Here is a 24,138-nt window from a genome sequence, read left to right on the forward strand (position 1 = left end):
TCTTCCAGCCCCGGGTGCGCTAGCGTGCCCGGGTGGGGCACGCGCTGGATTTCGAGACTCTCGTCGAACGGCATCGGCGGGAGATCCAGGTGCACTGCTACCGGATGCTCGGCTCACTCGGGGACGCCGAAGACCTCGCCCAGGAGACCTTCCTGCGCGCCTGGAAGGCCCGCGACCGCTTCGAAGGCCGGGCCAGTGTGCGGACCTGGCTCTACCGGATCGCCACCAACGCCTGCCTCGACGTCCTCGCGCGGCGGCCGCGGCGGGTGCTGCCCGACCAGCTCGGGCCCGCCGGGGAGCCGGACGGCCCGATCACCGCCGCCGACCTGCCGTGGCTCGAGCCCGTCCCCGACCGGCTGCTCGACGAGGCCGGGCCGGACGCCGCCGTCGTCGAACGGGAGACCATCGAACTCGCCTACCTCGCCGCCGTGCAGTACCTGCCGCCGCGGCAGCGCGCGGCGCTCGTCCTGCGGGACGTTCTCGGCTGGTCGGCGAAGGAGACCGCGGAGCTGCTGGAGACGAGCGTCGCGTCGGCGAACAGCGCCCTCCAGCGGGCCCGCGCGACCCTGCGTGAACGACTGCCCGCGCGCCGTACCGAGTGGACGGCCGGCGACCCGACGGCCGAGGAAGCCGCCCTGCTCAAGCGGTTCATCGCCGCCTACGAACAAGGCGACCCGCAAGCCGTCGCCCGGCTGCTGCACGAGGACGCCCGCGCGGTCATGCCGCCGTACGAGCTCTGGTTCGGCAGCGCCGCGGCGATCGTCCGCGCGCTGTCGCTGTCGATGGACCCCGCGTCGCCGCACTGCGTCGGGCGCTTCCGGATGCGCCCGACGCGCGCCAACCGCCAGCCCGCGGTGGCGACCTGGCTCCGGCGGCCGGGTGACACCGAGTACCGCTGGTTCGGCGTGTCCCTGGTGACGATCGAGCACGGGCTGATCACGGAGCTGGCCGCCTTCGAGTCCGTCCCGGCGGCGGCGTGGGGGCTGCCGGAGACCTGGCGGGACTGAGCACGATGACCGCAGGTCCGGGTGAATGGCACCGCAATCGCGCGTGCACCATGCACCGCGAAGGGCGTGAAAAAACCCGGGCGGGCGATTCACGGGAATCACCCGCCCGGGCACACACCATCCGGAAAGAAATTCTTCCGATTCGGTGTTCGTCGTCGAAGCCGCCGGGAAGAGGTCACCGGGCGGCTGGTCAAGCAGCTCGGTGCCGCTGCGGCGCGGTACGCGCCAGCCGGCGCCGGTCCTCGGCGGTGGTCCCGCCGAAAACACCGTGGTCCAAGCCGTTGTCGAGCGCGTAGCCGAGGCATTCGGCGCGCACCGGGCAGCGCGCGCACACGGCCTTGGCCTGCGCCGTCTGCCGGGCGCCGGGGCCCACCGCGGAGATCGGGAAGAACAGTTCCGGGTCCTCGTCCTTGCAGGCCGCGAGTTCCGCCCAGCCCGTCATCGTGGCTTCCATTTCCTTCGTTCACCTCCCTCTGCTACTTCTGTTTCCCATTGTCGTGGCGCGTCAACCGACTTGACGCTCGCGGGCGCGCGAGCGCATCCGCGTGGGTCAAGGGGGTTTTGGCTTCGGTCCCCGGCTCACCCTCCGGGCAACCAAGACTGCAACACATGAGAGTACGCCCTTCTTCCCGGGATCTCGATGTCGATCACGTCACCCGATCGGCGAGACCGTGCTCCAGCGTGACCCGCACGAGGGCGGCCGCGAGGTGCGCGAGCTCGCCGGGTCCGACCAGTTCCGCCAGCCGGCCGGGCCGCGTCGGCAGGCCGAGCTTTTCGGCCCCCCGCAATGCTTTCCCGTCCAGGTGCGGGCGAAACTCCGGCCAGACGAGCTGGACCTCCCTGCCGAAGATGTCGGCCCCGACGGACCCGAGCCGCGGCACCTCGCGCAGGAGCCGGGCCAGTGTCCGGAATTCACCGTTCGCGGCCTCGCGCACCTGTCTCAGGTCCCCGCGGTACTCGTCGAGCAGGTACCGCGCGCCCTCGCCGAGCGCTGTCGCGGTCTGTTCGTCGTAGCGCTTGTAGTGCGCGCGGCCGAGGGCGTCGACCCGCTGCTGCCACGTCGCGGCCGCCATCGCCTTCGCCGTGCCCATCCCCGCGGCCTGCAGTTGCCGGGCCGCGTCGACCGCGATGCCGGCCTTGATCCGGGTCGAGAGCAGCACCGACAGCACGAGCAGCCGGTAGAGCGGGGCCGGCCGGTCGGCGAGCTTGATCCCCGCTTCGGCGGCGTAGGTCGGGCCCGCCTCCTCGAGCAGGCGCCGGACCGTGTCTCGCTGGGTCATCGGGCTCGGGTACCCGAGATGCCCGCACCCATTCGTCACGGGTCGTCACCGATCCGGAGCAGACCATTACTCCTCCCGAGCAGTCTTGATCGAATCGTTACACGTGGGAGTCACCTCGGTGCACTTGTTCCAGTGGAGGCGAGGGGTGGTGAGGGGTCCGTGTGCGCTGACGACGATTTCGACGCGTTCTTCCGCGCCGACTTCCCCCCGCTCGTGGCGTTCCTGTGCAAGGCCGGGTTCGAGGTCGAGATCGCCCGTGACGTCGCCGTCGAAGCGATGCTGCACGTGCTGGAGGCGTGGCCGGTCCCCGAGGACCCGCGGGCCTGGGTGCGCCGCGTCGCCGGGCGGCTGCTCGACGCGGTGGACGACGCGCGCGCGGACTGGGCGCCGGACGACGCGCAGGACGACGAGAAGCTGGCCGTGCTCGTCGACCAGCACGCGGGGTTCCTCAACCTGCTCGCCGCCCTGCCCGGTCAGCAGCGGACGGTGCTGGCGTGGTCGCTCGACGGCTTCACGCCGACGCAGATAGCGAACGCGCTGCGCATCTCCCCTGCGACCGTCCGTTCCAACCTCCGCCACGTGCGGGAACGCCTCAGGCGCCACCGGGCCGCACCGCCCGGCGACCAGCGGGACAGGGAAGGGTGAGCACCATGCCGGCAACCGAGTACGGGGATCGCGCGATCACCGAGCTGCTGCGGGAGTCCAACGCCGCGCTGCACGACTCGCTGCGGGTGGGCCTCGACGTGGAGGGCACCCTGCTCCGGGTACGCAGCCGCGCCCTCGTCCGCGAGATCGCCGCGACGCAGCCGCCGGAGGCGTTCCCGGCGCACTGGCGGCGGCACGACGAGCCGGTCGCCGACGCGATCGCCGGCGACGGCGCCGCGACCGCCCGCCTGCTCGCCACCATCCGGCCGCTGGTGGTGCGCTACTGCCGCGCCCGCGTCGGACGGAACGAGCGGTCCTTCGCCTCGGCCGACGACGTCGCCCAGGAGGTGTGCGTCGCCGTGCTCACCGCGCTGCCGTCCTATCGGGACCAGGGCCGCCCGTTCCTCGCGTTCGTCTACGGCATCGCCCAGCACAAGGTCGCCGACGCCCACCGCGCCGCCGCCCGCAACCGCTCGGACCCGGTCCCGGAGATCCCCGACGGGGTGTCCGAAGCGGACGGTCCGGAGCAGCACGCGCTGCGGTTCGAGCTCAACGAGCGGCTGGCGCGGCTGCTGGACGTCCTGCCGGCCAAGCAGCGCGAGATCGTCGTGCTGCGGGTGGTCGTCGGGCTGTCGGCGGAGGAAACGGCGGACGCGGTGGGCTCGACACCGGGCGCGGTCCGCGTCGCCCAGCACCGCGCACTCGGGCGGCTGCGAAGACTTTTGACGGGCGAAGAGGACTAGCGCCGCACGTAGTCGAGGACGAACTCCTCCAGCGCCGCCGCCGGCCCTTCCTTCGACTCGCGGGCCAGCAGCATGAACTCGATGTCGCCGGGTTCGGGCAGGCCGGCCAGCTCGACCAGGTCGGCGGGCACCAGGCTGCGCGCGTGCAGGGTGACGCCGAGCCCGGCGGCCGCGGCCGCGCGCAGGCCGGTGAGGCTCGACGTCTGGCACGCGGCGCGCCATTCGAGACCCGCCCGTTCGAGGCACTCGACGGCGAGCTGCCGCGTGATCGACGGCATCGGGTACTGCACCAGCGGCACCGGCTGGCCGGGCTCCAGCACCGTCGCCGCCGAGCCGATCCAGACCAGCGGCTCCCGCCAGAGCAGCCGCCCGTGGTGCGTGCCCGGGCGGCGCTTGCCCAGCACCAGGTCCAGCTGGCCGGCGCGCAGCCGCTGCGCGAGGACGTCCGACAGCTCCACGGTCAGTTCGACGTCCACCAGCGGGTGGCTGCGGCGCAGCCGGTTCAGGATCTCCGGCAGCTCGCCGAGCGCGAAGTCCTCCGAGACGCCGAAGCGCACGCGGCCGCGCAGCTCGGCGCCGCGGAAGTGCCGTTCCGCGCGCTCCTCGGTGTCCACGACGGTCTGCGCGAACCCCAGCATCGCCTGGCCGCGCGCGGTGAGCTCGACCGTGTGGGTGTCGCGCGCGAAGAGCAGCCCGCCGGAGTCGCGTTCCAAGCGCCGGACGTGCTGGCTGACGGTCGGCTGGCCGACGCCCAGGCGCCGCGCGGCCGCGGTGAAGCTGCGCGTCTCGGCGACGGCGAGGAACGAACGGCACAGGCGCGGGTCCAGCACGCGCTCACTTTATCGCGATCCGCGATGACAGTCAGTCCGGTCATCGGGGTTCACAATGAGCGTCCGGGCGCCGAGAATTGCCGTGGAAGGAGATCCATGTCCCGGATACGTCTCGACCCGTTCGTCGCCGCCATCCTCGCCACCGTCGGGGTCGCCACCCTCCTGCCCGCTTCGGGCGTCGTCGCGGACGGCTTCGGCACCGCCACCACCATCGCCGTCGGGCTGCTGTTCTTCCTGTACGGCGCCCGGTTGTCCACGCAGGAGGCGCTGGACGGGCTGCGCCACTGGCGGCTCCACGGGGTCGTGCTGGCCGCCACGTTCGTCCTGTTCCCGCTCCTCGGCCTGGCGCTCACGCTGCTGCCGGCGTCGGTCCTGCCCGGCGAACTCGCGGCCGGGGTGCTGTTCCTCGCCGTGCTGCCCTCGACGGTCCAGTCGTCGATCGCGTTCACCTCGATCGCCCGCGGCAACGTCGCGGCGGCGATCTGCAGCGCGTCGCTGTCCAACCTGGCCGGCATCGTGCTGACCCCGCTGCTGGTGGCGCTGCTGCTGTCCGGCGACGGCGCCGGCGTCGACGGGTCGGCCGTGCTGGGGATCGTGCTGCAGCTGCTGGCGCCGTTCGTCGCCGGCCAGCTGGCACGGCGCTGGATCGGCGGCTGGATCACGCGCAATTCCGCGCCGCTCAAGCTGTTCGACCGCGGGTCGATCCTGCTGGTGGTGTACACGGCGTTCAGCGCGGGCATGACCGAAGGCATCTGGCACCGGCTCGACGTCGTCCCGCTCCTGGTCCTCGCCGGCCTCTGCTGCGTGCTCCTGGCGGCGGTGCTGGCGGCGACCGGCTGGGGCGCCCGGCTGCTCGGGTTCGCGCGCGCGGACCGGATCACCATCGTGTTCTGCGGGTCGAAGAAGAGCCTGGCCAGCGGGCTGCCGATGGCGACGGTGCTGTTCGGGCACGCGCAGGTCGGGCTGATCGTGCTGCCGCTGATGCTGTTCCACCAGATCCAGCTGATCGTGTGCGCGTCGCTCGCCCGGCGGTACGCGGCCGCACCCGAACTCGTCCCGGCCTGATCCGCACCGATGAGCTTTCCGGCGGGAGCCGTCAGTACGTGGTGACACCCACCCGGAAGGCGGCACCATGGCGAAGATCCTCTACCACATCACGATGTCCCTCGACGGCTTCGTCGCGGCACCCGGCGACGACATGACGTGGCTGTCCGGCCTCCACACCGGGCCGAACCCGGTCGCCGAGCGGGTGGCCGGCGAGATCGGGGCCATCGTGATGGGCCACAACACGTACGCCCCGGCGACGACGGCGGAGGGCAAGGTCTACGGCGGCCGCTGGGACGGCCCGATCTTCGTCGTGACCCGCTCGGCGCCACCATCACCGGGGTTCACGCTGGTACCGGACCTCCCGGAGGCCGTGTCGGCGGCAGCCGCGGCAGCCGGCGACGGGTACGTGGCGGTCCTGGGCGCGGCGACGGCCCGGCGATGCTGGGAAGCCGGACTGCTGGACGAGCTGCTGGTCCACGTCGCACCGGTCCTCCTCGGCGACGGCGTGCGGCTCTTCGACCGGCCGGACGGCGCACCGGTACGGCTGGAACCACTCGAGCTGAGCCACGCCGGGTCCATCCTGAACGCCTGGTACCGCGTCCGGTGAGCACCCTCCGTCCACTGTGTACAAGCGGCCGCAATCCCGCCCCCGAACGGAATCCGCAGCATCACCGCGGCCGCGGCGACGGCTTCCGCAGCTCCTCCGCGAAAATCCCCTCAACCCGCCGATTCGCGCGACGCAACGCCCGCACCGCCACCCGGACCACATACCCCAACGCGAAGACGAGCAGCAGCCCCAGACCGATCCCCGCGAGATTCGCCACGAGCGCCTCCCGGTACTGGTGCGCCAGGTACCCCAGACCCGCCCCGGCGGTGAGTGCGTCCAGCAACGCCAACCGAAGCGCACGAGACCCCAGCGGAGCGGCTCGCGGTGCCATGACCATCGCTCACCCTCCCGCCGTCCCGTTCAGCGGCGACGCCCTTGCAACCTAGACGACCTTCCGCCGCTCGGTGGCCATTTCAACCTGTTTGGCCTACCGGATCTGCCCGGATGGCCGCTGTGATAACTTGAAGCGAACTGGGTCTTCTGTGCAAACGCACATCCCCGAGCCGCCAGCGCGCCGGGGCCAGGGGGCGGTAGCTCAGTTGGTTAGAGCAGGGGACTCATAATCCCTTGGCCGCGGGTTCGAGCCCCGCCCGCCCTACCCTCGCGGTGCTCGCTTCGCTCGCACCCCTCGGTTCGCCCTCTCCCTGTGGGGGTGCAACCCCCACACCCCGCCCGGGGGCTCGCCCCCGGACCCCCGTCCGTGTGGTCACGTTGGCATCGGGGCGCACCGGCACATCACCTGGGGTTCGGCCCCGGACCTCCGTCCGTGTGCGCGAGTTGGCATGGGGGTGACTCGCACCCGCCCTGGGGCACGGTCTCGAGCCCCATCCGTGTGGGCGAGTTGACATGGGGGCGACCCACACCCACCCGAGGCACAGCCCCAGACCTCCGTCCCTGTGGGCGGTTGGCATGGGGGCGCCCCACGCGCGCGCCCGGGCCACGGCCCCGGGCCCCCACCCGCCTGGGCGAGTCCGCATGGGGGCGCCCCACCCGTCCCGGGGCACGCCTTCGGTCCCCGTCCGTGTGGGCGGGCTGTCCATAGAGGACTTCAGCGCTGGCGGTCGTACACCAGGGCCAGTTCTCCCAAGCCGCCCGCCTCCTGGTGCGTCAGGCTCCATGACGATGCCGGCAGGCCGTCTTCGAACAAGCGCTCTCCTCCGCCCGCTATCTCCGGACAGATCATCAAATACAACCTGTCCAGCAAATCCGCCGCCAGCAGAGGCCTGATCACGCTCGCGCTGCTGTTTATCAAGATGTCGCCCGATCCCGTGGACTTCAAGCTCGACACCACCTCCGCCGGCGGGGCGTTCACCACCCGCGTGCGCTCCCACGGCGCCTCCGTCAGCGTTGTCGAGAAGACGACCTTTTCCACACCTGTCAGCCACTTCGCGTAGGCGCGGTCTCTCGCGTCCGCGCCCTCGTCCGCCGCCACCGTTGGCCAGAACCCCAGGAAACCCTCCGCGTTCAGGCGGCCCAGCACCGCCGTGGTCGCCTTCTCCCAGATTCGCGTCAAATGACGCCGGGCCACTTCCGTGGTCGCGTACGACACGATCGCCTTCAGGTCCGCCGGGCCTCCCGGCCCCTGACAACGCCCATCGAGGGTCAGGCTCAGGTTCGCGGTCACTCTGCGGGTCATCGTCAGCCCTTCCGCTGCGCCAGTACTTCCACGAGGCGGTCCAGCACCTCACCCCAACCCGATTCGATCCCGGCGACGGCCGGCGCCGCCTCGACCGATGTCGCCGTAATGCGCAACCCCAGCCGCAAGCGGGTGCCGCCCGGCAGCGGCGTCAGCTCCACGTCGTAGTGGCCCGTGAACGACGCCGCGCCCGTAACCGCCAGGTCGAACGCCAGGCGGCCCGGCTCGTCCGCGATCCGGACCCAGCCCTCCGAGCGGTACTCGCCGTCCGCGTCCCGGTAGACCAGCGTCGCCCGGCCACCCGGCCGCGGCTCCAGAAGAGCCGCCGACACCGTCATCGACGGCGGCACCCACCACGACGCCAGCAACGCCGGATCGGTCCAGTACCGCCACACCACGTCCCGTGGCGCCGGCAACGCACGCTCGAAGCCGAACGCGCGCCCGTCCGCCCAGCCGTCACGGTCCGCAGCCGCCGTCTCCGCCTCGACCGCCGCGCGGTAGCGCGCTACGACGTCCCGCTCACTGTGGTGCGCTTCGGTCTCCTTCGCCAGCTCCGCCAGCCGGCCCGCGAACGCCGCGAGCGGCTCCGCTTCCAGCGCGTAGACCCGGCGCCGGCCCAACGGGAACACCGTCACCAGGCCGGCGCGCGCCAAGGTCTGGAGGTGCTTGGTCGTCTGCGGCTGGCGCAGCCCGGTCAGCTCCGCCAGCTCCCCGACCGACCGGGGACGCTCCGCCAGGAGCTCGACGAGGCGCCACCTCGCCGCGTCCCCCAGTGCTGCCGCGATCCCGTCCACACCACTGAGTATTCACGGATCAGAATATTCAAGTCAAGGAATACTTCAGGCGAGCCACCGGAGACCGTAGGCGTAGCCCAGCTGCGGGGCCGTGAACTCCTGCGCGACCTCGCACGCGCCGTCGAGCTGCAGCGACGCGCCCGGCTGCGGCGGGTCGGCGAGCACCGACGGCGGCACCCGGTCCACCCGCCACACCCGCCACGGCAGCTGGTGGGGGTCGAAGCGGACCCGGACGGTGAACGACTCGCACGCCACCAGCGGCACGAACGTGTACGACGGCCGGATCGGCAGGCCGTCCCGGATCCGGATCACCAGCGCGTACGTGTGGGTGTCGCCGCGCGACAGCGGCCGCGGGAGGTCGAGCAGCCACCGGAAGTGCCGCTGCCCCACCCGTTTCGCGTCGGTGATCCGGACGCCGTGCTGGGCGTCGGCGGCCACCTCGCGCTCGCCGTCGCGGCCGTCTTCGAGGCGGGGCACGGTGAACTGGGCGGCGATCCGGCTCAGCCCGTCGCGGGTCGCGACGATCAGCCGTTCCTCGATCAGTTCCGGCTCGGGGGTGTCCAGCCGGAGGATGGCGCGCAGCCGCTTGACGAACCAGCCCTGGTCGGGGTCCGGGACTTCGGCGCCGGACCGCGCGGCGGCCTCGATTTCGGCGGCGAGCCGCGCGAACGACCGGTCGATCCGGCGCCGCGCCGTGCGTTCGGAGACGCGCAGGCGGTCGGCGAGGACGCCGACCCGGTCGCTGAGCAGGGCGTGCTGCGAGCCGGGTGCGATGCCCAATGCGACGTTCACCGCGAGCCGGTCGTCGGCCGGGAACTCCGCGATCGCGGCGGAAATCGCGTCGCGCAGCACCCGCCGCGCCTCGCGGTCGTTCGCCGTGCGGGGGATTTCGCACCAGCCGGCGACGATCGGCCCGAGCCGGTCGCGCAGCCGTTCGGCTTCCAGACCCCAGCCGCGGCGCAGAGTCGTGAGCTCGCGGAGCAACCCGTCCTCGTTCGCCATGGGGTTTCGATTGTGACACGCGGACTTCGGCGCGATCGGCGGCAGCGCCTGCGCCGATCAGGTGATTCCCCGCATGGCCAGCGCGTGGCCAGTTCGGCGGCGATTCGGCCCGCGGGCGGCCTCTTCCCGTTCCCCGGCTGACCGACCATGTCCCGGTCGACGGCATCGGGGAGGACGGGTTGCTCGACACCACTTTTCCGTGGGCTGGGCCGGCGGACGTCGACGGCGTCCGCCGGCTGGCCCGCGACGGCAGGCTCGCCGGCTCCGCGTCGGCCGCCCCGCCCGGCGACCTCGCCCGGTTGCGCGGGGCGGTCTACACGGTGGCCTGGCCACTGGTCTTCGCGCGGATCACCAAACCACTGGAACGGCAGCGGCGGCACCCGGACTGCGCCCGCGGGCTGGAATGGCTGCGCCCGGACTGCCTCGACCGCTTCCACGACGACGTCGAAGCCGTCGTGGAGCACGCGCTGCGGCGCGCGACGGACCCGATCGAGAACTTCGACGGCTGGCTGGCGACCCGGCTGAGCCCGGCGACGGTCGACGCGCACCGGCGACGGCGCGGCGAAATCGGGGCCCTGCAACGGCCCCGGCTGCCGGCGTGGCTGGGCGACGCGCTCGGCGGCGACCCGTGGCTGTGCGACCTCGCCGTGCAGATCCTGGTGTGGGCCGGGGTGCCGGCGACGGCGGGCGCGGAGCTGTGGCCGCTGGACGGCTGGGCGGCACGCCGGGCGGAGATCAGGGGTGCGCCGCCGCCGGGCCGCGACACGCTCGACCTCGAGGTGCGGCAGGTGCTCGCGGCCATGGGCAAGCGGCCGAAGTGGTACGCCGAGCACGTCGAAAGGCCGCTCGGGCACAAGCGGGCCCCGGTGGCCCCGATGCCGGCGGACGGCGCGGCCGAGCCGATCCCGCTGCAGCTGGTGGGCGAGGCCGAAGCGGATGACGCCCGGCTGGCGGGCCTGGCCGAGCAGGCGCTGCGCGCGATCGAGGCGAGGCTGGACGGCGGCGAGGACCCGCCGACGGCGGTGCGCGCGGTCGTCCGGCGGGTGTTCGGGGCCGGCGGAGGCGCACTCGACCGGTTGCCGCACAACGGGTCCACGCTCGACGACTGGCTAGCCACCGCTCTCGCCGACGAGGCCCGGCTCGAGCGGATCGTCGCGACGGTGCTCGCGATCCTGGGCCGCTGAGCGCGCAGGCGCGATCCGGCCGGCGGCCGAGTTCCGCCGGCGGCGCCCGGACTCGGCGGCCGCTTCCTCCGGCGCCGAGCACGCGGGCGCAGGCCAGTCACCGGCCGAGCCCGGCCTGCGACGACCGGACTCGGCGGCCACCTCCTCGGCCGCCGAGCCCAGCCGGGCGTCCAGTACCTCGAACAGCGTCTCCGGTGGGCAGCCCGCGGCTCGCGCCCGGGTGCCCGCCGACCTCAGCTCGGCCAGCAGGACCGCGCGCACCGCCGCGCGGGTTCGCTCCGCGAGTCTCGTGGGCGGGACAGCTGATCCGGCCACCCCGGCCTCCTTTCGCCCGGCGCCGGGTTGGGCCGGCCCAGCCTTCCCCTGACGGACGGCCGTCACCGCCACCACGACGGCGGAGGCACCGGCAGCCGCAGCGGGCAGCCCGTGTGGCGGCCCGTCCAGCAGTCGGCCAGCCAGCGGGTCAGCGCGACCGGCCCGAGCAGGCTGTCCTCCCACACCGGCGTCAGCTCGCCGGCCCGGCGGAGCATCGTTTCGGCGGTGGCGCAGTAGGAAACGATCGCGGCGACGGCGGCGTCGGCCCGCGCGACCGGCCAAGCGACCGCGGCTCCGGGCAGCCGGGCCGGGATGGCCAGGCCGGGGCCGAAGGTGCAGTTGCGGGCCAGCTGGAGCGCGAGGTCGAACTCGACCGCTTCGGCGTGCACCTGCCGAGCTCGCCATCGGGGCGAAGCCGCGGCGGCGTGCAGCCCGGCGAGCCGGGCGGCGACCAGCCCGTCCCACACCGTCAAGAGCACCCCTCGCGTGTCGGCGGGCTGAGCGCCGGCGAGATCGAGGGTGACGGCGCTGAGCCAGGCACACGGGTCCTTGACTTGACTATCAGCGGCGACGGTCACGGCAGCCAGTCTCGCACCGGAAAGCACGTCCGGCAGCAAGATGATCATGGTTCGCGGCAGGACCACCCGGTCGGTGGCGAACCGTTGAGCGGCCGGGTACCACCTTCGGGCACTGCGGGTGACCGAACCGTTACGACTGTGTCATCATGTCGGCGCTCAGTGCCGAGCACGCCCTTCCTTCCCGTCCTCTCCGAAAGGCCGCAGCACGTGATCAAGACCAGCAAGAGCCGGGCCGGCACCCAGCGCGTCACGTTCAGCCTCCCGGTCGGGGCGCCACCCGGACGGGTGAGCGTGGTGGGGTCGTTCAACGACTGGACGCCCGGCCGCCACCACCTGACCCCGCGCTCCAACGGCCGCCGTTCGGCTTCGGTGGAGGTCGCGCCGGGCACGGTGCTGCAGTTCCGCTACCTCGGCGAGAACGGCCACTGGTTCGACGACCCCGAGGTGTCCGACCGCGCGGACGGCAACTGCGTGTTCGCGACGAACTGAGCCAAGACCGCCGGCGCGGCTCGCCCCGCTTCGGGGCACCGCCGCCGGTTCGCCGCACGAGCGAGGAGAGACCCGGCCGCGAACCCGCGCTCGACCCGCGGTGCACCACGAACCCGGTCCCCGCGCCGGCGTCACGCACCAACCCCGGGTCAGGACCGCCGGCGCGGCTTGCCCCGCTTCGGGGCACCGCCGCCGGTTCGCCGGGCAACCGGCTTCTTCGCCGCCGCCGGCTTGCGCTCCGGCCGCTTCTTCTCCGGTGACGGCTGCTGCTGGCGGCCGCGCGTGCTGTTGACCGTGCGGCCGCGGACGATGCCGATGAACGTCTCCATCAGCTCCGTCGTCTCCTCCTCCAGCCACGACAACGCCACGCTCGACTGCGGTGCGTCCGTCACCGTCCGGTACGTGAGGTCGCGGCGGTGGTGCAGGCGGGCCAGCGACTGCGGGACCAGCAGCACGCCCACCCCCGCCGCCACCAGTTCGATCGCGTCCGCCGTCGACTCCGGCCGCGCGATCGCCGGGCGGCCCGGGAGCGCCGCCCACTCCAGGGTGTCGTCCAGCGGGTGCAGAACGACGTCGTCCGCCAAGTCGGCTGTGGACACTTCGTCGGCCGCCGCGATCAGGTGGTCCTTCGGGACCACCACCACCGTCGTCTCGGTGTACAGCGGGATCGCGTGCAGGCCGTCGCGGTCGATCGGGGAGCGCAGCAGCGCCGCGTCCGCCCCGCGCGAACGGATCAGCTCCGTCGCGTCCGCCGGGGCCACCGGTACCAGCTCCAGCGGCACCTCCGGCTGCCGCTCACCCCAGGTCCGCACCCACTTGGCGGGCGTCGCGCCCGGGACGTACGCGAGACGGAACGAGGTCACCGGGTCAGGCTACCGGGCGGGGCGCTGGCTACCCTGGACGGCATGACGTCGCACAAGACCGCCCAGACGATGAAGCCCGCGACGGCGGCGAAGAAGCTGGGTGTGTACCTCGAAGCCACGCCCCCGGAGTTCCAGGAGGGCGTCGTCTCGCGCGACGAGCTGAACGCACTGCAGGCCGACCCGCCGGAGTGGCTGCGCGAACTGCGCCGCACCGGCCCGCACCCGCGGCCGGTCGTCGCGGCGAAACTGGGCGTCTCCATCGGCGGCCTCACCCGCGGCGGCATCACCGAGGCGCTCACCACCGAGCAGATCGACGCCATCAAGGCCGAAAACCCCGACTGGCTGGTGCGCGAACGCGCCACCCAGGCCGAGGTGCGCAAGGAAACCGTGCGGGTCAAGGAGAGGAACCGCTGACCACGCTCGAAGAGGCCGCGCGCCTCGACGCCGAAGACGTGCTCGCCGCGTTCCGGGACCGGTTCGTGCCGATCACCGACGAGAGCGTCGTCGCCTACCTCGACGGGAACTCGCTCGGCCGCCCGCTGCGCGCCACCGCCGACCGCCTCCGGGAAGTCGTCGCCGAGCAGTGGGGCGCCCGGCTCATCCGGTCCTGGGACGAACGCTGGCTCGAGCTGCCCGAGCTGATCGGGGACGAGCTGGGCCGCGTCGCCCTCGGGGCCGCGCCCGGGCAGACCATCGTCGCCGACTCGACGTCGGTGTGCCTGTACAAGGTGATCCGGGCGGCGGTCGCGCTGCGGCCGGGGCGCGACGAGATCGTCACCGACACCGCGAACTTCCCCACCGACCGGTTCCTCGTCGACAGCGTCGCCGCCGAACTCGGCCTGACCGTGCGGTGGATCGAGAGCTCCGACGACGTCGCCGCGGTCACCGGCCCGCGCACCGCGGCGGTCGTGCTGTCCCATGTGGACTACCGCTCGGCCGCGATCGCCGACCTCGCCGGCATCACGCGGGTGGTGCACGACCGCGGCGCCCTGACGGTCTGGGACCTCTGCCACAGCGTCGGCTCCATCCCGGTCGCGCTGGACGCCGACGGCGCCGACTTCGCGGTCGGCTGCACCTACAAGTTCCTCAACGCCGGCCCCGGCGCGCCCGCGTTCCTCTACGTCAACGCGCGCCACCACGAGACGTTCGGGCAGCCGATCACCGGCTGGATGGGCGCGGCCGACACGTTCGGGATGGCCGAGCGGTACGTGCCCGCCCCCGGCATCCGCCGGGCGCTGTCCGGGACGCCGCCGGTGCTCGGCATGGTGGGCGTCCAGGAAGGCGTGGCCCTGCTGGCCGAAGCGGGGATCGACCGGGTGCGGGCCAAGGCCGTCGCGCTCGGGCGGTGGGTGCTCGACCTCGCCGACGAATGGCTCGTCCCGCTCGGGTTCACCGTCGCCTCGCCGCGGGAAGACGCGCGCCGCGGCGGTCACGTCACCCTGCGGCACCCCGACGCCGAGCGGCTGTCCCGCGTCCTCATCGACCACGGCGTGCTCATCGACTTCCGCCGTCCCGACGGGATCCGCGTCGGGTTGAGCCCGCTGACGACGAGCTTCACCGAAGTCCGCGCCGCACTGGACCGGATCCGCATCCTCGCCGAATAGTAGCCATGTACTTAATAGCCATGTACAGTTTCTGGCATGAGCACACCCGGGCACCTCATCTGGCGGCTCTCCACGAAGTGGCGCGTGGCGGTCGACCGCGCGTTGGCCCCCGCGGGCCTCACCCACGCGCAGTACGTCTTCCTGGCGTCGCTCTTCGGGCTGGAACGCGCCGGAACCGCCCCCAGCCAGCGGGAACTCGCTGACGAGACCGGGCTCGAAGCCCTCTACACCTCGAAGCTCGCCCGCTCCCTCGATGCCGACGGCCTGATCGAGCGCACCCGTGACCCCGCGGACACCCGCACCATCCGGCTGCGCCTGACCGCCCGCGGCCGCGAGGTCGTCGAGCCGGCGATCGCCACCGTGGCCGAACTGCTCGACCGGCTCCTCGCGCCGCTCGGCGGCCGCGACGGCGACCGCACCGCGGCTCTGAGCCGCGAGCTCACGCTCCTCCTCGAAACCCCGCTGAAGGACGAGAAATGACACTGCACCACGAAGAATCCGGCACCGGCACCCCGATCGTCTTCCTGCACGGCAACCCCGGCTCGTCGTACGGCTGGCGCAACGTCCTGCCGCACGTCGGCGGCGGGCGCCTGCTGGCCCCCGACCTGATCGGCATGGGCCGCTCCCCCAAGCCCGACATCGCCTACTCCTTCGCCGACCACGCCCGCCACCTCGACGAGTGGTTCGACGCGCTCGGCCTCGACGACGTCGTCCTCGCCGGGCACGACTGGGGTGGCGCGCTCGCCTTCGACTTCGCCGCCCGGCACCCGGGCCGCGTCCGTGGCGTGGCGTTCTTCGAGACGATCGTCAAGCCGATGACCTGGGACGACGTGTCGCCGCAGGCCGCGGAGCGCACGCGCAGGCTCCGCACGCCCGGCGTCGGCGAACAGCTGGTGCTCGAAGAGAACCTGTTCGTCCGGCAGGCGTTCACCGGCGGGGTGCGCACGCCGGTGGCGGACCTCGAGCCCTACCTCGCGCCGTTCCCCACGCCGGAAAGCCGCCGCCCGATCCTGGCGTGGGCGCGGCAGCTGCCCCTCGGCGGCGAGCCGGCCGAGGTCGTCGCGCGCGTCGAGGCCTACGACGAGTGGCTGGCCACCAGCACCGGGACGCCGAAGCTGCTCATGACGTTCGAAGGCTCGCCCACGCTGCTCATCGGGGAGAAGGTGGCGCAGTGGTGCCGGGAGCACATCGCCGCGCTCGACGTCGTCGCGTGCGGCGAAGCCGGGCACCACGCCCAGGAAGACCGGCCGAAGGAGATCGCCACCGAAATCGCGGCCTGGCTGGACCGGCACGCCCTCCGGTGAGTCAGCGGTGCCGCAGCGGCGGGGTCGTGTCGACGCCGAGGACGCGCGCCGCGACCCACGCCAGCGCGTCGGCGGTGCGGGCCGGGGTGTCCGACGGCTGCATCACGTGGCTCAGCACCGTGCGGACGACGAGGTCGATGACCACGGCGAGCTGCTCGCCGGTGAACGGCGGGTCGTAGGCCGCCACGCGGGCGGTCAGCATGCCCTTCGCCCGCGTCAGCAGCGACCCCGCCTCGGTGGTCAGCAGCGGCAGCAGCTCCGAGGCGGTGCCGTGCGTCGCGGACGCGATCGCGCGCAGCAGCGTGTTGTCGTCGGCCAGTTCGAGGACCGCGCGGACGGCGTCGTAGATCGCCTCGACCAGGTCGTCTTCGTGGCGGGCGAACGCGGCGTCGACGACCGAGAGGAACCGGCCCAGCTCGTGCGTGACCATCGCTTCGGCCAGCGCGGCCTTCGAACCGATCTCGTTGTAGACGGTCTGGCGGCTGACACCGACGACCTCGGCCAGCCGGGCCATCGTGACCGCCTGCCAGCCGGACCGCGCGGTCAGCTCGATCGCCGCGGTGATGATCGGCTGCCGGTGCTGACCACCCTCGGGCGCCGCCGGAAGTGCCGCACTCATGATCGCCATTCTAGGCGGCACCCGCGAAGGCCAGCGCCTCTGCCCACGCCGCCCGGCTCGCGATCCGGCGGCGGTACTTCATGATCTCGCGCGGGCGGTCGACGGTGAGCGCGCCGGCGATCCGGTCGCCGCGGCGGTAGAGCGTCACCCCGCCCACCGGCACCACCTCGTCGGCGTGCGGGGTGCCGACGAACTGGATGCGCCTGCCGTACCAGTCGGACCAGAAGTACGGCACGGCTTCCAGCGGGCGGGCCGACGCCGGGTCGAGCGCGTGACGCGCGGCGGCCGCACCCTGCTCGGCCGCGTTCGTCCAGTGCTCGAGCCGCATGCCGAGTCCCTCGAAGAGCGGGTTCGGCACGTGCGCGACGTCGCCCGCCGCGTAGACGCCCGGCGGTCCGGCCGCCAGCGTCGCGTCGCACACCACGCCGCCGTCGCGCTCGTGCAGCGTCAGCCCGCTGCCATCGAGCCAGCCCGTGGCCGGCACCGCGCCGATGCCGGCGACCACCAGGTCCGCGGGCAGGACTTCACCGCCCGCCAGGCGCACGCCGTCGCCGGTCACGCCGGTGACCTCGGTGGCGAGCCGCAGCTCGGTGCCGGCCGCGTGGTGCAGGGCGGCCAGCTCCGCCCCGGCGGTCTCCCCCACCGCGCGGGCGAGCGGGACGGCCGACGCCTCCACGATCGTCACCGGCAGGCCGCGCTTGCGCGCCGCCGACGCCACTTCCGAGCCGATGAACCCGGCGCCGATCACGACCGTGCGGGCACCGGCGTCCAGCGCGGCGCGCACCGCGACGGCGTCTTCGGCCGTCCGGAGCGTGCGCGCCCCGGGAAGGCTGCGCGCGGTCGCGCCGGTCGCGATGACCAGGGCGTCGTAGCGCACGGCCGTCCCGGCGACCGTCACTTCGCGCGCGCCGGTGTCGAGGCGTTCGGCCGGCGCGCCCAGCACCAGTTCGACGCCGAGTTCGTCCCGCAGCACCGATTCCGCGTGGAACGGCTCCACCCGGTGCGGACCGCCGGCGTCGAGGAACGCCTTCGACAGCGGAGGCCGGTCGTAGGGCAAGTGCGCTTCGGCGCCGACGAGGACGATCCGGCCGCGGTACCCGGTGCGGCGCGCGGACTCCACCGCGCGCAGCCCGGCCAGCGAGGCACCCACGACGACGAGGGTCATGTCAGCTTCAGCGCGAGGACCGGGCAGGCGTCCACCGCCGCGGCGACGTCCTGGCGGTGCTGTTCGCCGGGCCGCTCGTCGAGCACGACGACCGTGCCGTCCTCGCCCACCTCGAAGAAGTCCGGCGCCATCGCCTCGCACATGCCGAGGCCGTCGCACTTGCCGCGGTCCGCGTCGATCCGCATCACGCACCCACCCGGCCCGGCGCGACGAAGTCGACCTTCTCGCGCACCCCGCAGTCGGGGCAGCACCAGGAGTCCGGGATCGCCGACCACGGCGTGCCGGCCGGGAAGCCCTCGCGCGGGTCGCCGAGCTTTTCGTCGTAGACGTACCCGCAGCCCGGGCACATGCCGCCTTCGGTGGCGTCGCCGTGGGTGTCGGCGTGCTCGGGCACCACGGCCGTGACGCGGGTTCCGTACCGGGCAAGGATTTTCTCGCGCTTCGAAGGCTGGAGGTTCGCGCGCGAGATGTCGCCGTCGAAGTGGGCGAGCACGCGCGGGTCCATCACCCGGCGCCACAGCGGCGGGACCAGCGCGAGCACGATCATCCCGGCGTACCCGGTGGGCAGCACCGGCGACTCGGCGAAGTCGCGCAGCGTCTGGTAGCGCCGGGTCGGGTTCGCGTGGTGGTCGCTGTGCCGCTGCAGGTGGTACAGCAGGACGTTGGTGGCGATGTTGTTGGAGTTCCAGCTGTGGCTGGGATCCACGCGCTCGTAGCGTCGCTTCCCCGCCGTGCCGACGCGTTGCCGCAGCATGCCGTAGTGCTCCATGTAGTTGACGACCTCCAGCAGGGAAAAGCCGATGACGGCCTGGATCACCAGGTAGGGCAGGATGCCGGCGCCGAGCCACGCGATCATCGCGGCCCACAGCACCGCGGACATGAGCCAGGCGTTGAGGACGTCGTTGCCGAGGCGGAACGGGTGCTTGTCCCGGCGGGCGTAGCGCTTGCGCTCCAGGCGCCACGCGGACCTGAGCGAGCCGAAGACCGTGCGCGGCCAGAAGCGGTAGAAGCTTTCGCCGACGCGGCTGCTCGCCGGGTCCTCCGGCGTCGCGACCCGGACGTGGTGGCCGCGGTTGTGCTCGATGTAGAAGTGGCCGTAGAAGCTCTGCGCCAGCGCGATCTTCGACAGCCAGCGCTCGTGGCTTTCCTTCTTGTGGCCCAGTTCGTGCGCGGTGTTGATGCCGATCCCGCCGATGCAGCCGATCGAGACGGCGAGCCCGATCTTGTCGGCGACGGTGAGGTCGCCGCGGGCGATCAGCCAGAACGCGGCGACGAAGCCGGCGTACTGGATCGGCAGGAAGGCGAAGGTGATCCAGCGGTAGTAGCGGTCCTTCTCGAGCCGTTCGATGACGTCGTCGGGCGGGTTGCCGCGGTCGAGCCCGGCACCGAGGTCGATCAGGGGCACGATCACGAGGATCACGACCGGCCCGATCCAGAACCAGGCCCCCCAGCCGGTGGCGGCGTGCAGCCCGATGGCGAGGAACGCGAGCGAGGGGACGACCAGGCCGATCAGCCACAGGTAGCGCTTGCGGTCGCGCCAGAGCTCGGTGGACCCCGCGGGCACGGTTGCGGTCATGACACCCTCCTCCGTTGGCTGGTTTACACGACTGTAGGTGATGTCCACCTCGATTGACAATAGCTTGCTCTATGTAAACCCGTGCGCGGCTTACTACCCTGAAAAGCGAGTGAGGAGCAGTGGCGGACGAACCGGTGACCGTGCCGAACTTCCGGGGACGGCAGGCACTCAAGGCGTGGCACCCGCTGCTGAACGGCACGGTGGTCGCCCAGCTCCCCGCCGCGGGCGCGCGCGTGGCCCGCTGAGCGACGGTGACGGTGTGGATCAGCGGCGGCGGAGACCCGGGCGGAGTCCGCGAACCGCGGCGGCCGTTGCCGGAGACGCGGGAGGACGCGGGGCTCGGCGAACCCGGCTGAGCCGAGGCGGGTTTCGCCTCCGGAGCAAGGATTCCGGCCCACGACACGCACCGCCGTGACGAAGATCATCTTCTCCTCACCCGCGACGCAGCGTCGCCGGCTCCGCCGCCGCAGAGCGCACTCGGAGGCAGCCGCGGTGCCCCTTTTTCCCGCCCCGCGAACACCTCGGCGCGGCGGACCGGACGAATTCACTTTCACCCGTTCGGCCCAGCGTGCAAGACTCCGAATTCCGCTCCGGCGCCGTTACCAGAGGAAATGCGGGTAATCAACCGGACGCGTTCGGTAAACGCCGTTCGCCACTGGGCGGACAACCGTCCGGGCGCCGGGTCAGCACCACCGCCGAGCGGTCGTTCGTGGTAAAAAACGGACCCTGATCGATTCCGCGGCAACACGGAGGGTGAGGCGAAGACGGGTGACGGCGGCAGCTGTGTCCCATCGTCGTGTCCGCTTCCTCGTCCGGGTCCGGAGTTTTCGCCGACCGTCACTCAGGAGTTCGTGAACCGCCGTGCAGAACAAAGACGTCCAGGACGAGTCGGACAAGCCGTACGACAAGTCGATCCGCAAAAGGCTGACCAGGACCGTTCTCATTCCCAGCGTGACCCTGCTGGTGCTGTGGATCGCGGTCTCCTCCTACTTCCTCTTCAACGGCGTTTACGTCCGGCTGGTCGCGGCGTCGGTGCGCGAGGTGTCCATCCCCGCCGCCTCCGCGCTGGCCGAGTTCCAGAAGGAGCGCCAGACCGCGCTGCAGTACCTGGACGACCCCGCGCTCGGCCCGGGCCGGCTCCAGCAGCAGCAGAAGGCCACCGACGAAAAGCTCGGCGCGCTGAAGGACGCGTTCGCCGCGACGATCTCCAACGCCCCGGACGAGATCGCGGCCAAGGTCAACGCGCTCAAGTCCCAGTTCGACCAGCTGCCCGTGCTGCGCTCGCAGATCTCCTTCCGCAGCATCGACCGCGCGCAGGTCAACGGCTACTACAACGGCGTGATGGACACCGCGTCCAACCTCTTCGACACCCAGGCCCGCGTCGTGCCCGACGCCGAGGCCGCGACCGGCGGCATCACCGCGACCTCGGTGTTCCGCGCCGGTGACGCCATGTCGCGCGAAACGTCGCTCGTCTCGACCGCCTTCTCGGCCGGCACCTTCGCCCCCGACGACTTCGCGCAGTTCGCGCAGCTGTCCGGGACCTACCGGACCCAGCTGACGAACATCGAGCCGTTCCTCGACGCGAGCGTCCGCGACAAGTACCAGGCGCTGACCAAGAGCGCCGCCTGGCAGCAGCTGGCCACCGCCGAGCAGGCGATCGTCAAGCACGGCCCGTGGTCGCCGAGCGAGCAGAACACCGTGCCGGTGTCCGAAACGGACTGGCTGAACGCGACCACCCAGGTCGCCCAGGGCCTCAACGACCTGGCGATCACCCAGGCGGACAAGGTTTCCGCGGCCGCGATCGACTCCGGTGACGCCCAGCTGCGCAACGTCATCATCGGCAGCATCCTGGCGCTGCTCGCCTCCCTCGCGGCGATCATCGTCGCCGTGCGGGTGTCGCGCTCGCTCGTCGACCGCGCGCTGATGACCCGCCTCGCGCGCCTGCGCAACGACTCGCTCGACCTCGCCCGCAACCGGCTGCCGAACATCGTCGAGCGGCTGAAGAACGGCGAACCGGTGGACCTGAAGGAAGAGCTGCCGCAGCTCGACCACGGCCGCGACGAGATCGGGCAGGTGGCCGAAGCGTTCAACACCGCGCAGCTGACCGCCGTCAACGCCGCGGCGAGCGAGGCGAAGGCCCGCAGCGGTGTGCACAACGTGTTCCTCGGCATCGCCCACCGCAACCAGGTCCTGGTCCACCAGCAGCTGCAGATCCTCGACGAGATGGAAGCCCGCGAGGACAACTCGACGCAGCTGGCCTCGCTGTTCCAGCTCGACCACCTCGCCGCCCGGGCCCGCCGGACCACCGAGAACCTGATCATCCTCGGCGGGAAGCAGCCGGGCCGCCGCTGGCGCAAGCCGGTGGCGCTGATGGAGGTCCTGCGCGCGGCCGTCTCGGAAACCGAGCAGTACGCGCGGGTCCAGGTCGAGCAGGTGCCCGACGTCGCGATCGTCGGCGCCGCGGTGGCCGACACCATCCACCTCGTCGCCGAGCTGGTCGACAACGCGACGTCGTTCTCGCCGCCCGGGTCGCCGGTCGAGGTGACCAGCCGCGCGGTCGCGCGCGGTGTCGTCGTCGACGTGTCGGACCAGGGGCTCGGCATGAAGGACGGCGTCCGCGAGTGGGCCAACGCGATGATGGCCGAGGCGCCCGAGTTCGACGCGATGGCGCTGCGGGCCGACTCCAGCCTCGGCCTCTTCGTGGTCGCGCGCCTGGCGGCGAAGCTCGGCATGACCGTCACTTTCGACCCGTCCCGCTACGGCGGCCTGCGCGCCACCGTGCTCATCCCGTCCCAGCACCTGGCCGGCCAGCAGGAGAACGTCCCCGAAGAACCCGGCTCGTCCCCGGCGGAGACCACCGCGGTCCTGGCCCCGGTCGGCGCACCCGCACCGCAGGCAGCAGAAAGCTCACCCGGTTCCATGGACACGCCCAGCTCGTTCAGCGGCCAGATCCCGATGAAGCGAGACGCCAAGCCGAGGCCGTACCCGGCACGCGCGCTCACCCCGCCCGACCCGCTGCCCGCCGTGCCCGCCGCGGCGCCGCCGGTCGCGGAGCCGCCGGCCGCCGAAGCACCCGCGACGCCGCCCCCGACGGCCGACGACCGGCCCCGGCTGCCCCGGCGCGAACCCCAGCAGAACCTCGTCGCCCAGCTCGAAAACGAACCCGACGAAGGCGACGACGACGTCGTCGCGCCCGGCGAGGGGACCGCGCGGACCCTCGCCGCGTTCCACAAGGGCACCCGTCGGGGCCGGGTCGGGTCGGACGATGCGTAAGTCCGCGACAGCACAACGAATGTCCACAGAGGAAAGTCAAGGTCTCTGACGCATGAACGAGTACGGGAACCCCAAACCCGATCTCAACTGGCTGCTCGACGACGTGGTCAACCGCGTGGTCGGCGCGCAGAACGCCATCGTGCTGTCCGCCGACGGGCTGCTGATCGGCAAGTCGGCCGGCATGGGCAAGGACGACTCCGACCAGCTGTCGGCCATCGCCTCCAGCCTGCAGAGCCTGGCCAAGGGGGTGAGCAAGCAGTTCAACCGCGGCCCGGTCCTGCAGAACATGATCGAGATGGAGCGCGGCTACCTGTTCGTCTCGGCGGCCGGGCAGGGCGCGTGCCTCGCCGTGCTGGCGGCGGACGACGTCGACGTCGAGATGATCGCCTACGAGATGAGCCGCCTGGTCAAGCGGGTCGGCGACTACATGGTGTCCGCGCCCCGCGAAGCGGCGCAGATCCTGCGGGAGGCCACATGAGCGGGGACGAGAGCTGGTACGACGAGGCCGCCGGGCCGCTCGTCCGGCCGTACACGATCACCAGCGGCCGGACGCCGGCGGACAACGCGCGGCTGGACCTGTCCACGCAGGTGATGACCCTGCGCTCGGAGCAGGAGCCGGCCGGGCTGGGCCCGGAGCACCAGGCGATCGTGCAGCTGTGCCGGCACCCGGTGTCCGTGGCCGAGATCGCGGTCTACGTGAAGATCCCGCTGGGGGTCGTGCGCGTGCTCGTCGGCGACCTCATCGAACGCGGCCTCGTCATCACGCGCTCCCCTGCCCACCACCCGGCGCAGTCGCCGGACCTCGAAACACTCCAGGCGGTTCTCGATGGCCTCATCAAGTACTGACGAACTGGTCCCCACGCCGGTCAAGATCATCATCGCCGGCGGCTTCGGCGCCGGCAAGACCACCATGGTCGGTTCGGTCAGCGAGATCCCGCCGCTGACCACCGAGGAGGTGCTCACCGAGGCGAGCGCCGGGGTGGACGACCTGTCCGGCGTCGAGCGCAAGACCACGACGACGGTCGCGCTCGACTTCGGCCGGATCACCATCTCGCCGCGGCACGTGCTGTACCTGTTCGGCACGCCGGGTCAGGCGCGGTTCTGGTTCATGTGGGACGACCTCGCGCGCGGGGCGATCGGGACGATCGTGCTGGTCGACACCCGGCGCCTGGAGACCAGTTTCGCCGCGATCGACTTCTTCGAGCGCCGGAAGATCCCGTTCGTCGTCGCGGTGAACTGCTTCGACAACGCGCCGCGCTACACCGCGGACGAGATCCGCGAGGCCCTCGTCGTCCCGGACCGGGTGCCGATCGTCATGTGTGACGCGCGTGACAGGGACTCGAGCAAGCTCGCGCTGATCCGGTTGGTCAAGCACGCCATGACGATCGTGCCGGCGCCGGTCTGAGACCTGCGGTTTGTCCGGTCTCTGTCCGCCTCGGACGCGCCGGTGTCCGATGTGTCCGAGCGTGTCCACGTCGGACACCGGCAAACCCACATGGCGCAATTGGTTGGACCACCCGGGTGCAGCTTTTTAGTTGAGCAAGCATCAAACTGATAGCATCCGGACGTGACGAGTC

The 24,138-nt window shown here is 72.2% G+C and carries 30 protein-coding genes and 1 tRNA gene; 17 read left to right on the forward strand and 14 right to left on the reverse strand.

All coding sequences use genetic code 11. The annotated features are described in order from the left end of the window. The first annotated feature begins 32 nt into the window (after positions 1-32). Positions 33-1,007 carry an RNA polymerase subunit sigma-70 gene (locus ACWEVP_RS24685; protein ID WP_452064917.1) on the forward strand — a complete coding sequence of 325 codons (975 nt, stop codon included), beginning with the start codon at positions 33-35 and terminating at the stop codon, positions 1,005-1,007. A gap of 190 nt (positions 1,008-1,197) precedes the next feature. Here the strand turns inward: ACWEVP_RS24685 and ACWEVP_RS24690 are convergent, their stop codons facing one another. Further along, positions 1,198-1,461, reverse strand: a complete 264-nt coding sequence (locus ACWEVP_RS24690) for a WhiB family transcriptional regulator (protein ID WP_086679434.1) — start codon at positions 1,459-1,461, stop codon at positions 1,198-1,200. Between the two features lie 193 nt (positions 1,462-1,654). Continuing rightward, positions 1,655-2,287 (reverse strand): endonuclease, encoded by a 633-nt coding sequence (locus ACWEVP_RS24695; RefSeq protein WP_452064918.1) that lies wholly within the window; start codon positions 2,285-2,287, stop codon positions 1,655-1,657. A 159-nt stretch (positions 2,288-2,446) separates the two neighbouring features. Between ACWEVP_RS24695 and ACWEVP_RS24700 the strand changes: the two genes are divergently transcribed. Together ACWEVP_RS24700 and shbA are read left to right on the forward strand one after the other, a co-directional pair. Beyond that, on the forward strand, positions 2,447-2,932 hold the full coding sequence (locus ACWEVP_RS24700) for an RNA polymerase sigma factor (protein WP_452064919.1): 486 nt from the start codon (positions 2,447-2,449) through the stop codon (positions 2,930-2,932). A gap of 146 nt (positions 2,933-3,078) precedes the next feature. Continuing rightward, a complete protein-coding gene (gene shbA, locus ACWEVP_RS24705) occupies positions 3,079-3,675 on the forward strand; it encodes an RNA polymerase sigma factor ShbA (RefSeq protein ID WP_452064984.1) in 597 nt (198 codons plus the stop codon). Here the strand turns inward: shbA and ACWEVP_RS24710 are convergent. Next, a complete protein-coding gene (locus ACWEVP_RS24710) occupies positions 3,672-4,505 on the reverse strand; it encodes a LysR family transcriptional regulator (RefSeq protein ID WP_452064920.1) in 834 nt (277 codons plus the stop codon). The genes shbA and ACWEVP_RS24710 overlap by 4 nt on opposite strands. Before the next feature lie 96 nt (positions 4,506-4,601). Between ACWEVP_RS24710 and ACWEVP_RS24715 the strand changes: the two genes are divergently transcribed. Both ACWEVP_RS24715 and ACWEVP_RS24720 read left to right on the forward strand, forming a co-directional pair. Next, positions 4,602-5,570 carry a bile acid:sodium symporter family protein gene (locus ACWEVP_RS24715; RefSeq protein ID WP_452064921.1) on the forward strand — a complete coding sequence of 323 codons (969 nt, stop codon included), beginning with the start codon at positions 4,602-4,604 and terminating at the stop codon, positions 5,568-5,570. 67 nt (positions 5,571-5,637) lie between these two features. Then, a complete protein-coding gene (locus tag ACWEVP_RS24720) occupies positions 5,638-6,159 on the forward strand; it encodes a dihydrofolate reductase family protein (RefSeq protein WP_452064922.1) in 522 nt (173 codons plus the stop codon). Positions 6,160-6,220: 61 nt separating this feature from the next. On the opposite strand, the gene ACWEVP_RS24725 is transcribed toward ACWEVP_RS24720, so the two are convergent. Continuing rightward, positions 6,221-6,490 (reverse strand): hypothetical protein, encoded by a 270-nt coding sequence (locus ACWEVP_RS24725; protein ID WP_452064923.1) that lies wholly within the window; start codon positions 6,488-6,490, stop codon positions 6,221-6,223. Positions 6,491-6,683: 193 nt separating this feature from the next. On the opposite strand from ACWEVP_RS24725, the gene ACWEVP_RS24730 reads away from it, so the two are divergent. Next, a tRNA-Ile gene (locus ACWEVP_RS24730) sits at positions 6,684-6,757 on the forward strand. 450 nt (positions 6,758-7,207) lie between these two features. Here the strand turns inward: ACWEVP_RS24730 and ACWEVP_RS24735 are convergent. Genes ACWEVP_RS24735 through ACWEVP_RS24745 form a run of 3 tightly spaced genes read right to left on the reverse strand, consistent with a single transcriptional unit; the run spans position 7,208 to position 9,591 of the window. Continuing rightward, positions 7,208-7,795 (reverse strand): dihydrofolate reductase family protein, encoded by a 588-nt coding sequence (locus tag ACWEVP_RS24735; RefSeq protein ID WP_452064924.1) that lies wholly within the window; start codon positions 7,793-7,795, stop codon positions 7,208-7,210. 2 nt (positions 7,796-7,797) lie between these two features. After that, entirely contained in the window at positions 7,798-8,589 is a 792-nt protein-coding gene (locus ACWEVP_RS24740; protein WP_452064925.1) for a metalloregulator ArsR/SmtB family transcription factor, read from the reverse strand. 45 nt (positions 8,590-8,634) lie between these two features. After that, positions 8,635-9,591, reverse strand: coding sequence for a hypothetical protein (locus ACWEVP_RS24745; protein ID WP_452064926.1), 957 nt, complete (start codon positions 9,589-9,591; stop codon positions 8,635-8,637). 179 nt (positions 9,592-9,770) lie between these two features. Here ACWEVP_RS24745 and ACWEVP_RS24750 point away from each other — a divergent pair, with 179 nt between their 5' ends. Next, entirely contained in the window at positions 9,771-10,775 is a 1,005-nt protein-coding gene (locus ACWEVP_RS24750) for a hypothetical protein (protein ID WP_452064927.1), read from the forward strand. Here ACWEVP_RS24750 and ACWEVP_RS24755 read toward each other — a convergent pair. After that, positions 10,701-11,090: a hypothetical protein gene (locus ACWEVP_RS24755; RefSeq protein ID WP_452064928.1), complete on the reverse strand. Its 390-nt coding sequence runs from the start codon at positions 11,088-11,090 to the stop codon at positions 10,701-10,703. The genes ACWEVP_RS24750 and ACWEVP_RS24755 overlap by 75 nt on opposite strands. 62 nt (positions 11,091-11,152) lie before the next feature. After that, positions 11,153-11,668 (reverse strand): hypothetical protein, encoded by a 516-nt coding sequence (locus tag ACWEVP_RS24760; protein ID WP_452064929.1) that lies wholly within the window; start codon positions 11,666-11,668, stop codon positions 11,153-11,155. A 207-nt stretch (positions 11,669-11,875) separates the two neighbouring features. On the opposite strand from ACWEVP_RS24760, the gene ACWEVP_RS24765 reads away from it, so the two are divergent. After that, positions 11,876-12,157 carry an isoamylase gene (locus ACWEVP_RS24765; RefSeq protein WP_452064930.1) on the forward strand — a complete coding sequence of 94 codons (282 nt, stop codon included), beginning with the start codon at positions 11,876-11,878 and terminating at the stop codon, positions 12,155-12,157. A gap of 149 nt (positions 12,158-12,306) precedes the next feature. Here ACWEVP_RS24765 and ACWEVP_RS24770 read toward each other — a convergent pair whose 3' ends face one another. Next, the gene (locus ACWEVP_RS24770) at positions 12,307-13,020 is read right to left on the reverse strand and encodes a LysR family substrate-binding domain-containing protein (RefSeq protein WP_452064931.1); all 714 of its coding nucleotides are present in this window, start codon (positions 13,018-13,020) and stop codon (positions 12,307-12,309) included. A 42-nt stretch (positions 13,021-13,062) separates the two neighbouring features. On the opposite strand from ACWEVP_RS24770, the gene ACWEVP_RS24775 reads away from it, so the two are divergent. The 4 genes from ACWEVP_RS24775 to ACWEVP_RS24790 are packed head-to-tail and all read left to right on the forward strand — an operon-like array spanning position 13,063 to position 15,928. Further along, on the forward strand, positions 13,063-13,434 hold the full coding sequence (locus tag ACWEVP_RS24775) for a DUF5997 family protein (RefSeq protein ID WP_452064932.1): 372 nt from the start codon (positions 13,063-13,065) through the stop codon (positions 13,432-13,434). 38 nt (positions 13,435-13,472) lie between these two features. Beyond that, the gene (locus ACWEVP_RS24780; protein WP_452064933.1) at positions 13,473-14,624 is read left to right on the forward strand and encodes a kynureninase; all 1,152 of its coding nucleotides are present in this window, start codon (positions 13,473-13,475) and stop codon (positions 14,622-14,624) included. 36 nt (positions 14,625-14,660) lie between these two features. Then, a complete protein-coding gene (locus ACWEVP_RS24785) occupies positions 14,661-15,104 on the forward strand; it encodes a MarR family winged helix-turn-helix transcriptional regulator (protein WP_452064934.1) in 444 nt (147 codons plus the stop codon). Then, positions 15,101-15,928 carry a haloalkane dehalogenase gene (locus tag ACWEVP_RS24790; protein ID WP_452064935.1) on the forward strand — a complete coding sequence of 276 codons (828 nt, stop codon included), beginning with the start codon at positions 15,101-15,103 and terminating at the stop codon, positions 15,926-15,928. Before ACWEVP_RS24785 ends, ACWEVP_RS24790 begins: the two co-directional genes overlap by 4 nt. 1 nt (position 15,929) lies before the next feature. Here the strand turns inward: ACWEVP_RS24790 and ACWEVP_RS24795 are convergent, their stop codons facing one another. From ACWEVP_RS24795 to ACWEVP_RS24810, 4 genes are read right to left on the reverse strand one after another with little or no spacing between them, the layout of a single operon-like run. Beyond that, entirely contained in the window at positions 15,930-16,556 is a 627-nt protein-coding gene (locus ACWEVP_RS24795; protein ID WP_452064936.1) for a TetR family transcriptional regulator, read from the reverse strand. Position 16,557: 1 nt separating this feature from the next. Next, positions 16,558-17,712, reverse strand: a complete 1,155-nt coding sequence (locus ACWEVP_RS24800) for an NAD(P)/FAD-dependent oxidoreductase (protein ID WP_452064937.1) — start codon at positions 17,710-17,712, stop codon at positions 16,558-16,560. Next, entirely contained in the window at positions 17,709-17,897 is a 189-nt protein-coding gene (locus ACWEVP_RS24805; RefSeq protein WP_452064938.1) for a ferredoxin, read from the reverse strand. The genes ACWEVP_RS24800 and ACWEVP_RS24805 overlap by 4 nt, the downstream gene beginning before the upstream one ends. Then, entirely contained in the window at positions 17,897-19,288 is a 1,392-nt protein-coding gene (locus tag ACWEVP_RS24810; RefSeq protein WP_452064939.1) for a fatty acid desaturase, read from the reverse strand. The genes ACWEVP_RS24805 and ACWEVP_RS24810 overlap by 1 nt, the downstream gene beginning before the upstream one ends. A 119-nt stretch (positions 19,289-19,407) precedes the next feature. Between ACWEVP_RS24810 and ACWEVP_RS24815 the strand changes: the two genes are divergently transcribed. From ACWEVP_RS24815 to ACWEVP_RS24835, 5 genes are all read left to right on the forward strand, one after another. Next, a complete protein-coding gene (locus tag ACWEVP_RS24815) occupies positions 19,408-19,533 on the forward strand; it encodes a hypothetical protein (RefSeq protein ID WP_452064940.1) in 126 nt (41 codons plus the stop codon). Between the two features lie 616 nt (positions 19,534-20,149). Further along, positions 20,150-22,561 (forward strand): sensor histidine kinase, encoded by a 2,412-nt coding sequence (locus ACWEVP_RS24820; protein ID WP_452064941.1) that lies wholly within the window; start codon positions 20,150-20,152, stop codon positions 22,559-22,561. Positions 22,562-22,613: 52 nt separating this feature from the next. Then, positions 22,614-23,039, forward strand: coding sequence for a roadblock/LC7 domain-containing protein (locus tag ACWEVP_RS24825; RefSeq protein ID WP_364461841.1), 426 nt, complete (start codon positions 22,614-22,616; stop codon positions 23,037-23,039). Continuing rightward, positions 23,036-23,407 carry a DUF742 domain-containing protein gene (locus tag ACWEVP_RS24830; protein WP_086680729.1) on the forward strand — a complete coding sequence of 124 codons (372 nt, stop codon included), beginning with the start codon at positions 23,036-23,038 and terminating at the stop codon, positions 23,405-23,407. The genes ACWEVP_RS24825 and ACWEVP_RS24830 overlap by 4 nt, the downstream gene beginning before the upstream one ends. Beyond that, positions 23,388-23,966 carry a GTP-binding protein gene (locus ACWEVP_RS24835; RefSeq protein ID WP_208608335.1) on the forward strand — a complete coding sequence of 193 codons (579 nt, stop codon included), beginning with the start codon at positions 23,388-23,390 and terminating at the stop codon, positions 23,964-23,966. Before ACWEVP_RS24830 ends, ACWEVP_RS24835 begins: the two co-directional genes overlap by 20 nt. The last annotated feature ends 172 nt before the right edge of the window (positions 23,967-24,138 follow it).

This window comes from Amycolatopsis sp. NPDC003865 (genome assembly GCF_053605345.1).

Excerpts from the sequence above, each read along its gene's own strand:
- ACWEVP_RS24775 (WP_452064932.1), top strand. The coding sequence starts at position 13,063 with ATGACGTCGCACAAGACCGCCCAGACGATGAAGCCCGCGACGGCGGCG.
- ACWEVP_RS24835 (WP_208608335.1), top strand. The coding sequence starts at position 23,388 with ATGGCCTCATCAAGTACTGACGAACTGGTCCCCACGCCGGTCAAGATC.
- ACWEVP_RS24745 (WP_452064926.1), bottom strand. The coding sequence starts at position 9,591 with ATGGCGAACGAGGACGGGTTGCTCCGCGAGCTCACGACTCTGCGCCGC.
- ACWEVP_RS24690 (WP_086679434.1), bottom strand. The coding sequence starts at position 1,461 with ATGGAAGCCACGATGACGGGCTGGGCGGAACTCGCGGCCTGCAAGGAC.
- ACWEVP_RS24810 (WP_452064939.1), bottom strand. The coding sequence starts at position 19,288 with ATGACCGCAACCGTGCCCGCGGGGTCCACCGAGCTCTGGCGCGACCGC.
- ACWEVP_RS24720 (WP_452064922.1), top strand. The coding sequence starts at position 5,638 with ATGGCGAAGATCCTCTACCACATCACGATGTCCCTCGACGGCTTCGTC.
- ACWEVP_RS24785 (WP_452064934.1), top strand. The coding sequence starts at position 14,661 with ATGAGCACACCCGGGCACCTCATCTGGCGGCTCTCCACGAAGTGGCGC.
- ACWEVP_RS24790 (WP_452064935.1), top strand. The coding sequence starts at position 15,101 with ATGACACTGCACCACGAAGAATCCGGCACCGGCACCCCGATCGTCTTC.
- ACWEVP_RS24795 (WP_452064936.1), bottom strand. The coding sequence starts at position 16,556 with ATGGCGATCATGAGTGCGGCACTTCCGGCGGCGCCCGAGGGTGGTCAG.
- ACWEVP_RS24805 (WP_452064938.1), bottom strand. The coding sequence starts at position 17,897 with ATGCGGATCGACGCGGACCGCGGCAAGTGCGACGGCCTCGGCATGTGC.
- ACWEVP_RS24715 (WP_452064921.1), top strand. The coding sequence starts at position 4,602 with ATGTCCCGGATACGTCTCGACCCGTTCGTCGCCGCCATCCTCGCCACC.
- ACWEVP_RS24825 (WP_364461841.1), top strand. The coding sequence starts at position 22,614 with ATGAACGAGTACGGGAACCCCAAACCCGATCTCAACTGGCTGCTCGAC.
- ACWEVP_RS24735 (WP_452064924.1), bottom strand. The coding sequence starts at position 7,795 with ATGACCCGCAGAGTGACCGCGAACCTGAGCCTGACCCTCGATGGGCGT.
- ACWEVP_RS24695 (WP_452064918.1), bottom strand. The coding sequence starts at position 2,287 with ATGACCCAGCGAGACACGGTCCGGCGCCTGCTCGAGGAGGCGGGCCCG.
- ACWEVP_RS24725 (WP_452064923.1), bottom strand. The coding sequence starts at position 6,490 with ATGGCACCGCGAGCCGCTCCGCTGGGGTCTCGTGCGCTTCGGTTGGCG.
- ACWEVP_RS24830 (WP_086680729.1), top strand. The coding sequence starts at position 23,036 with ATGAGCGGGGACGAGAGCTGGTACGACGAGGCCGCCGGGCCGCTCGTC.
- ACWEVP_RS24800 (WP_452064937.1), bottom strand. The coding sequence starts at position 17,712 with ATGACCCTCGTCGTCGTGGGTGCCTCGCTGGCCGGGCTGCGCGCGGTG.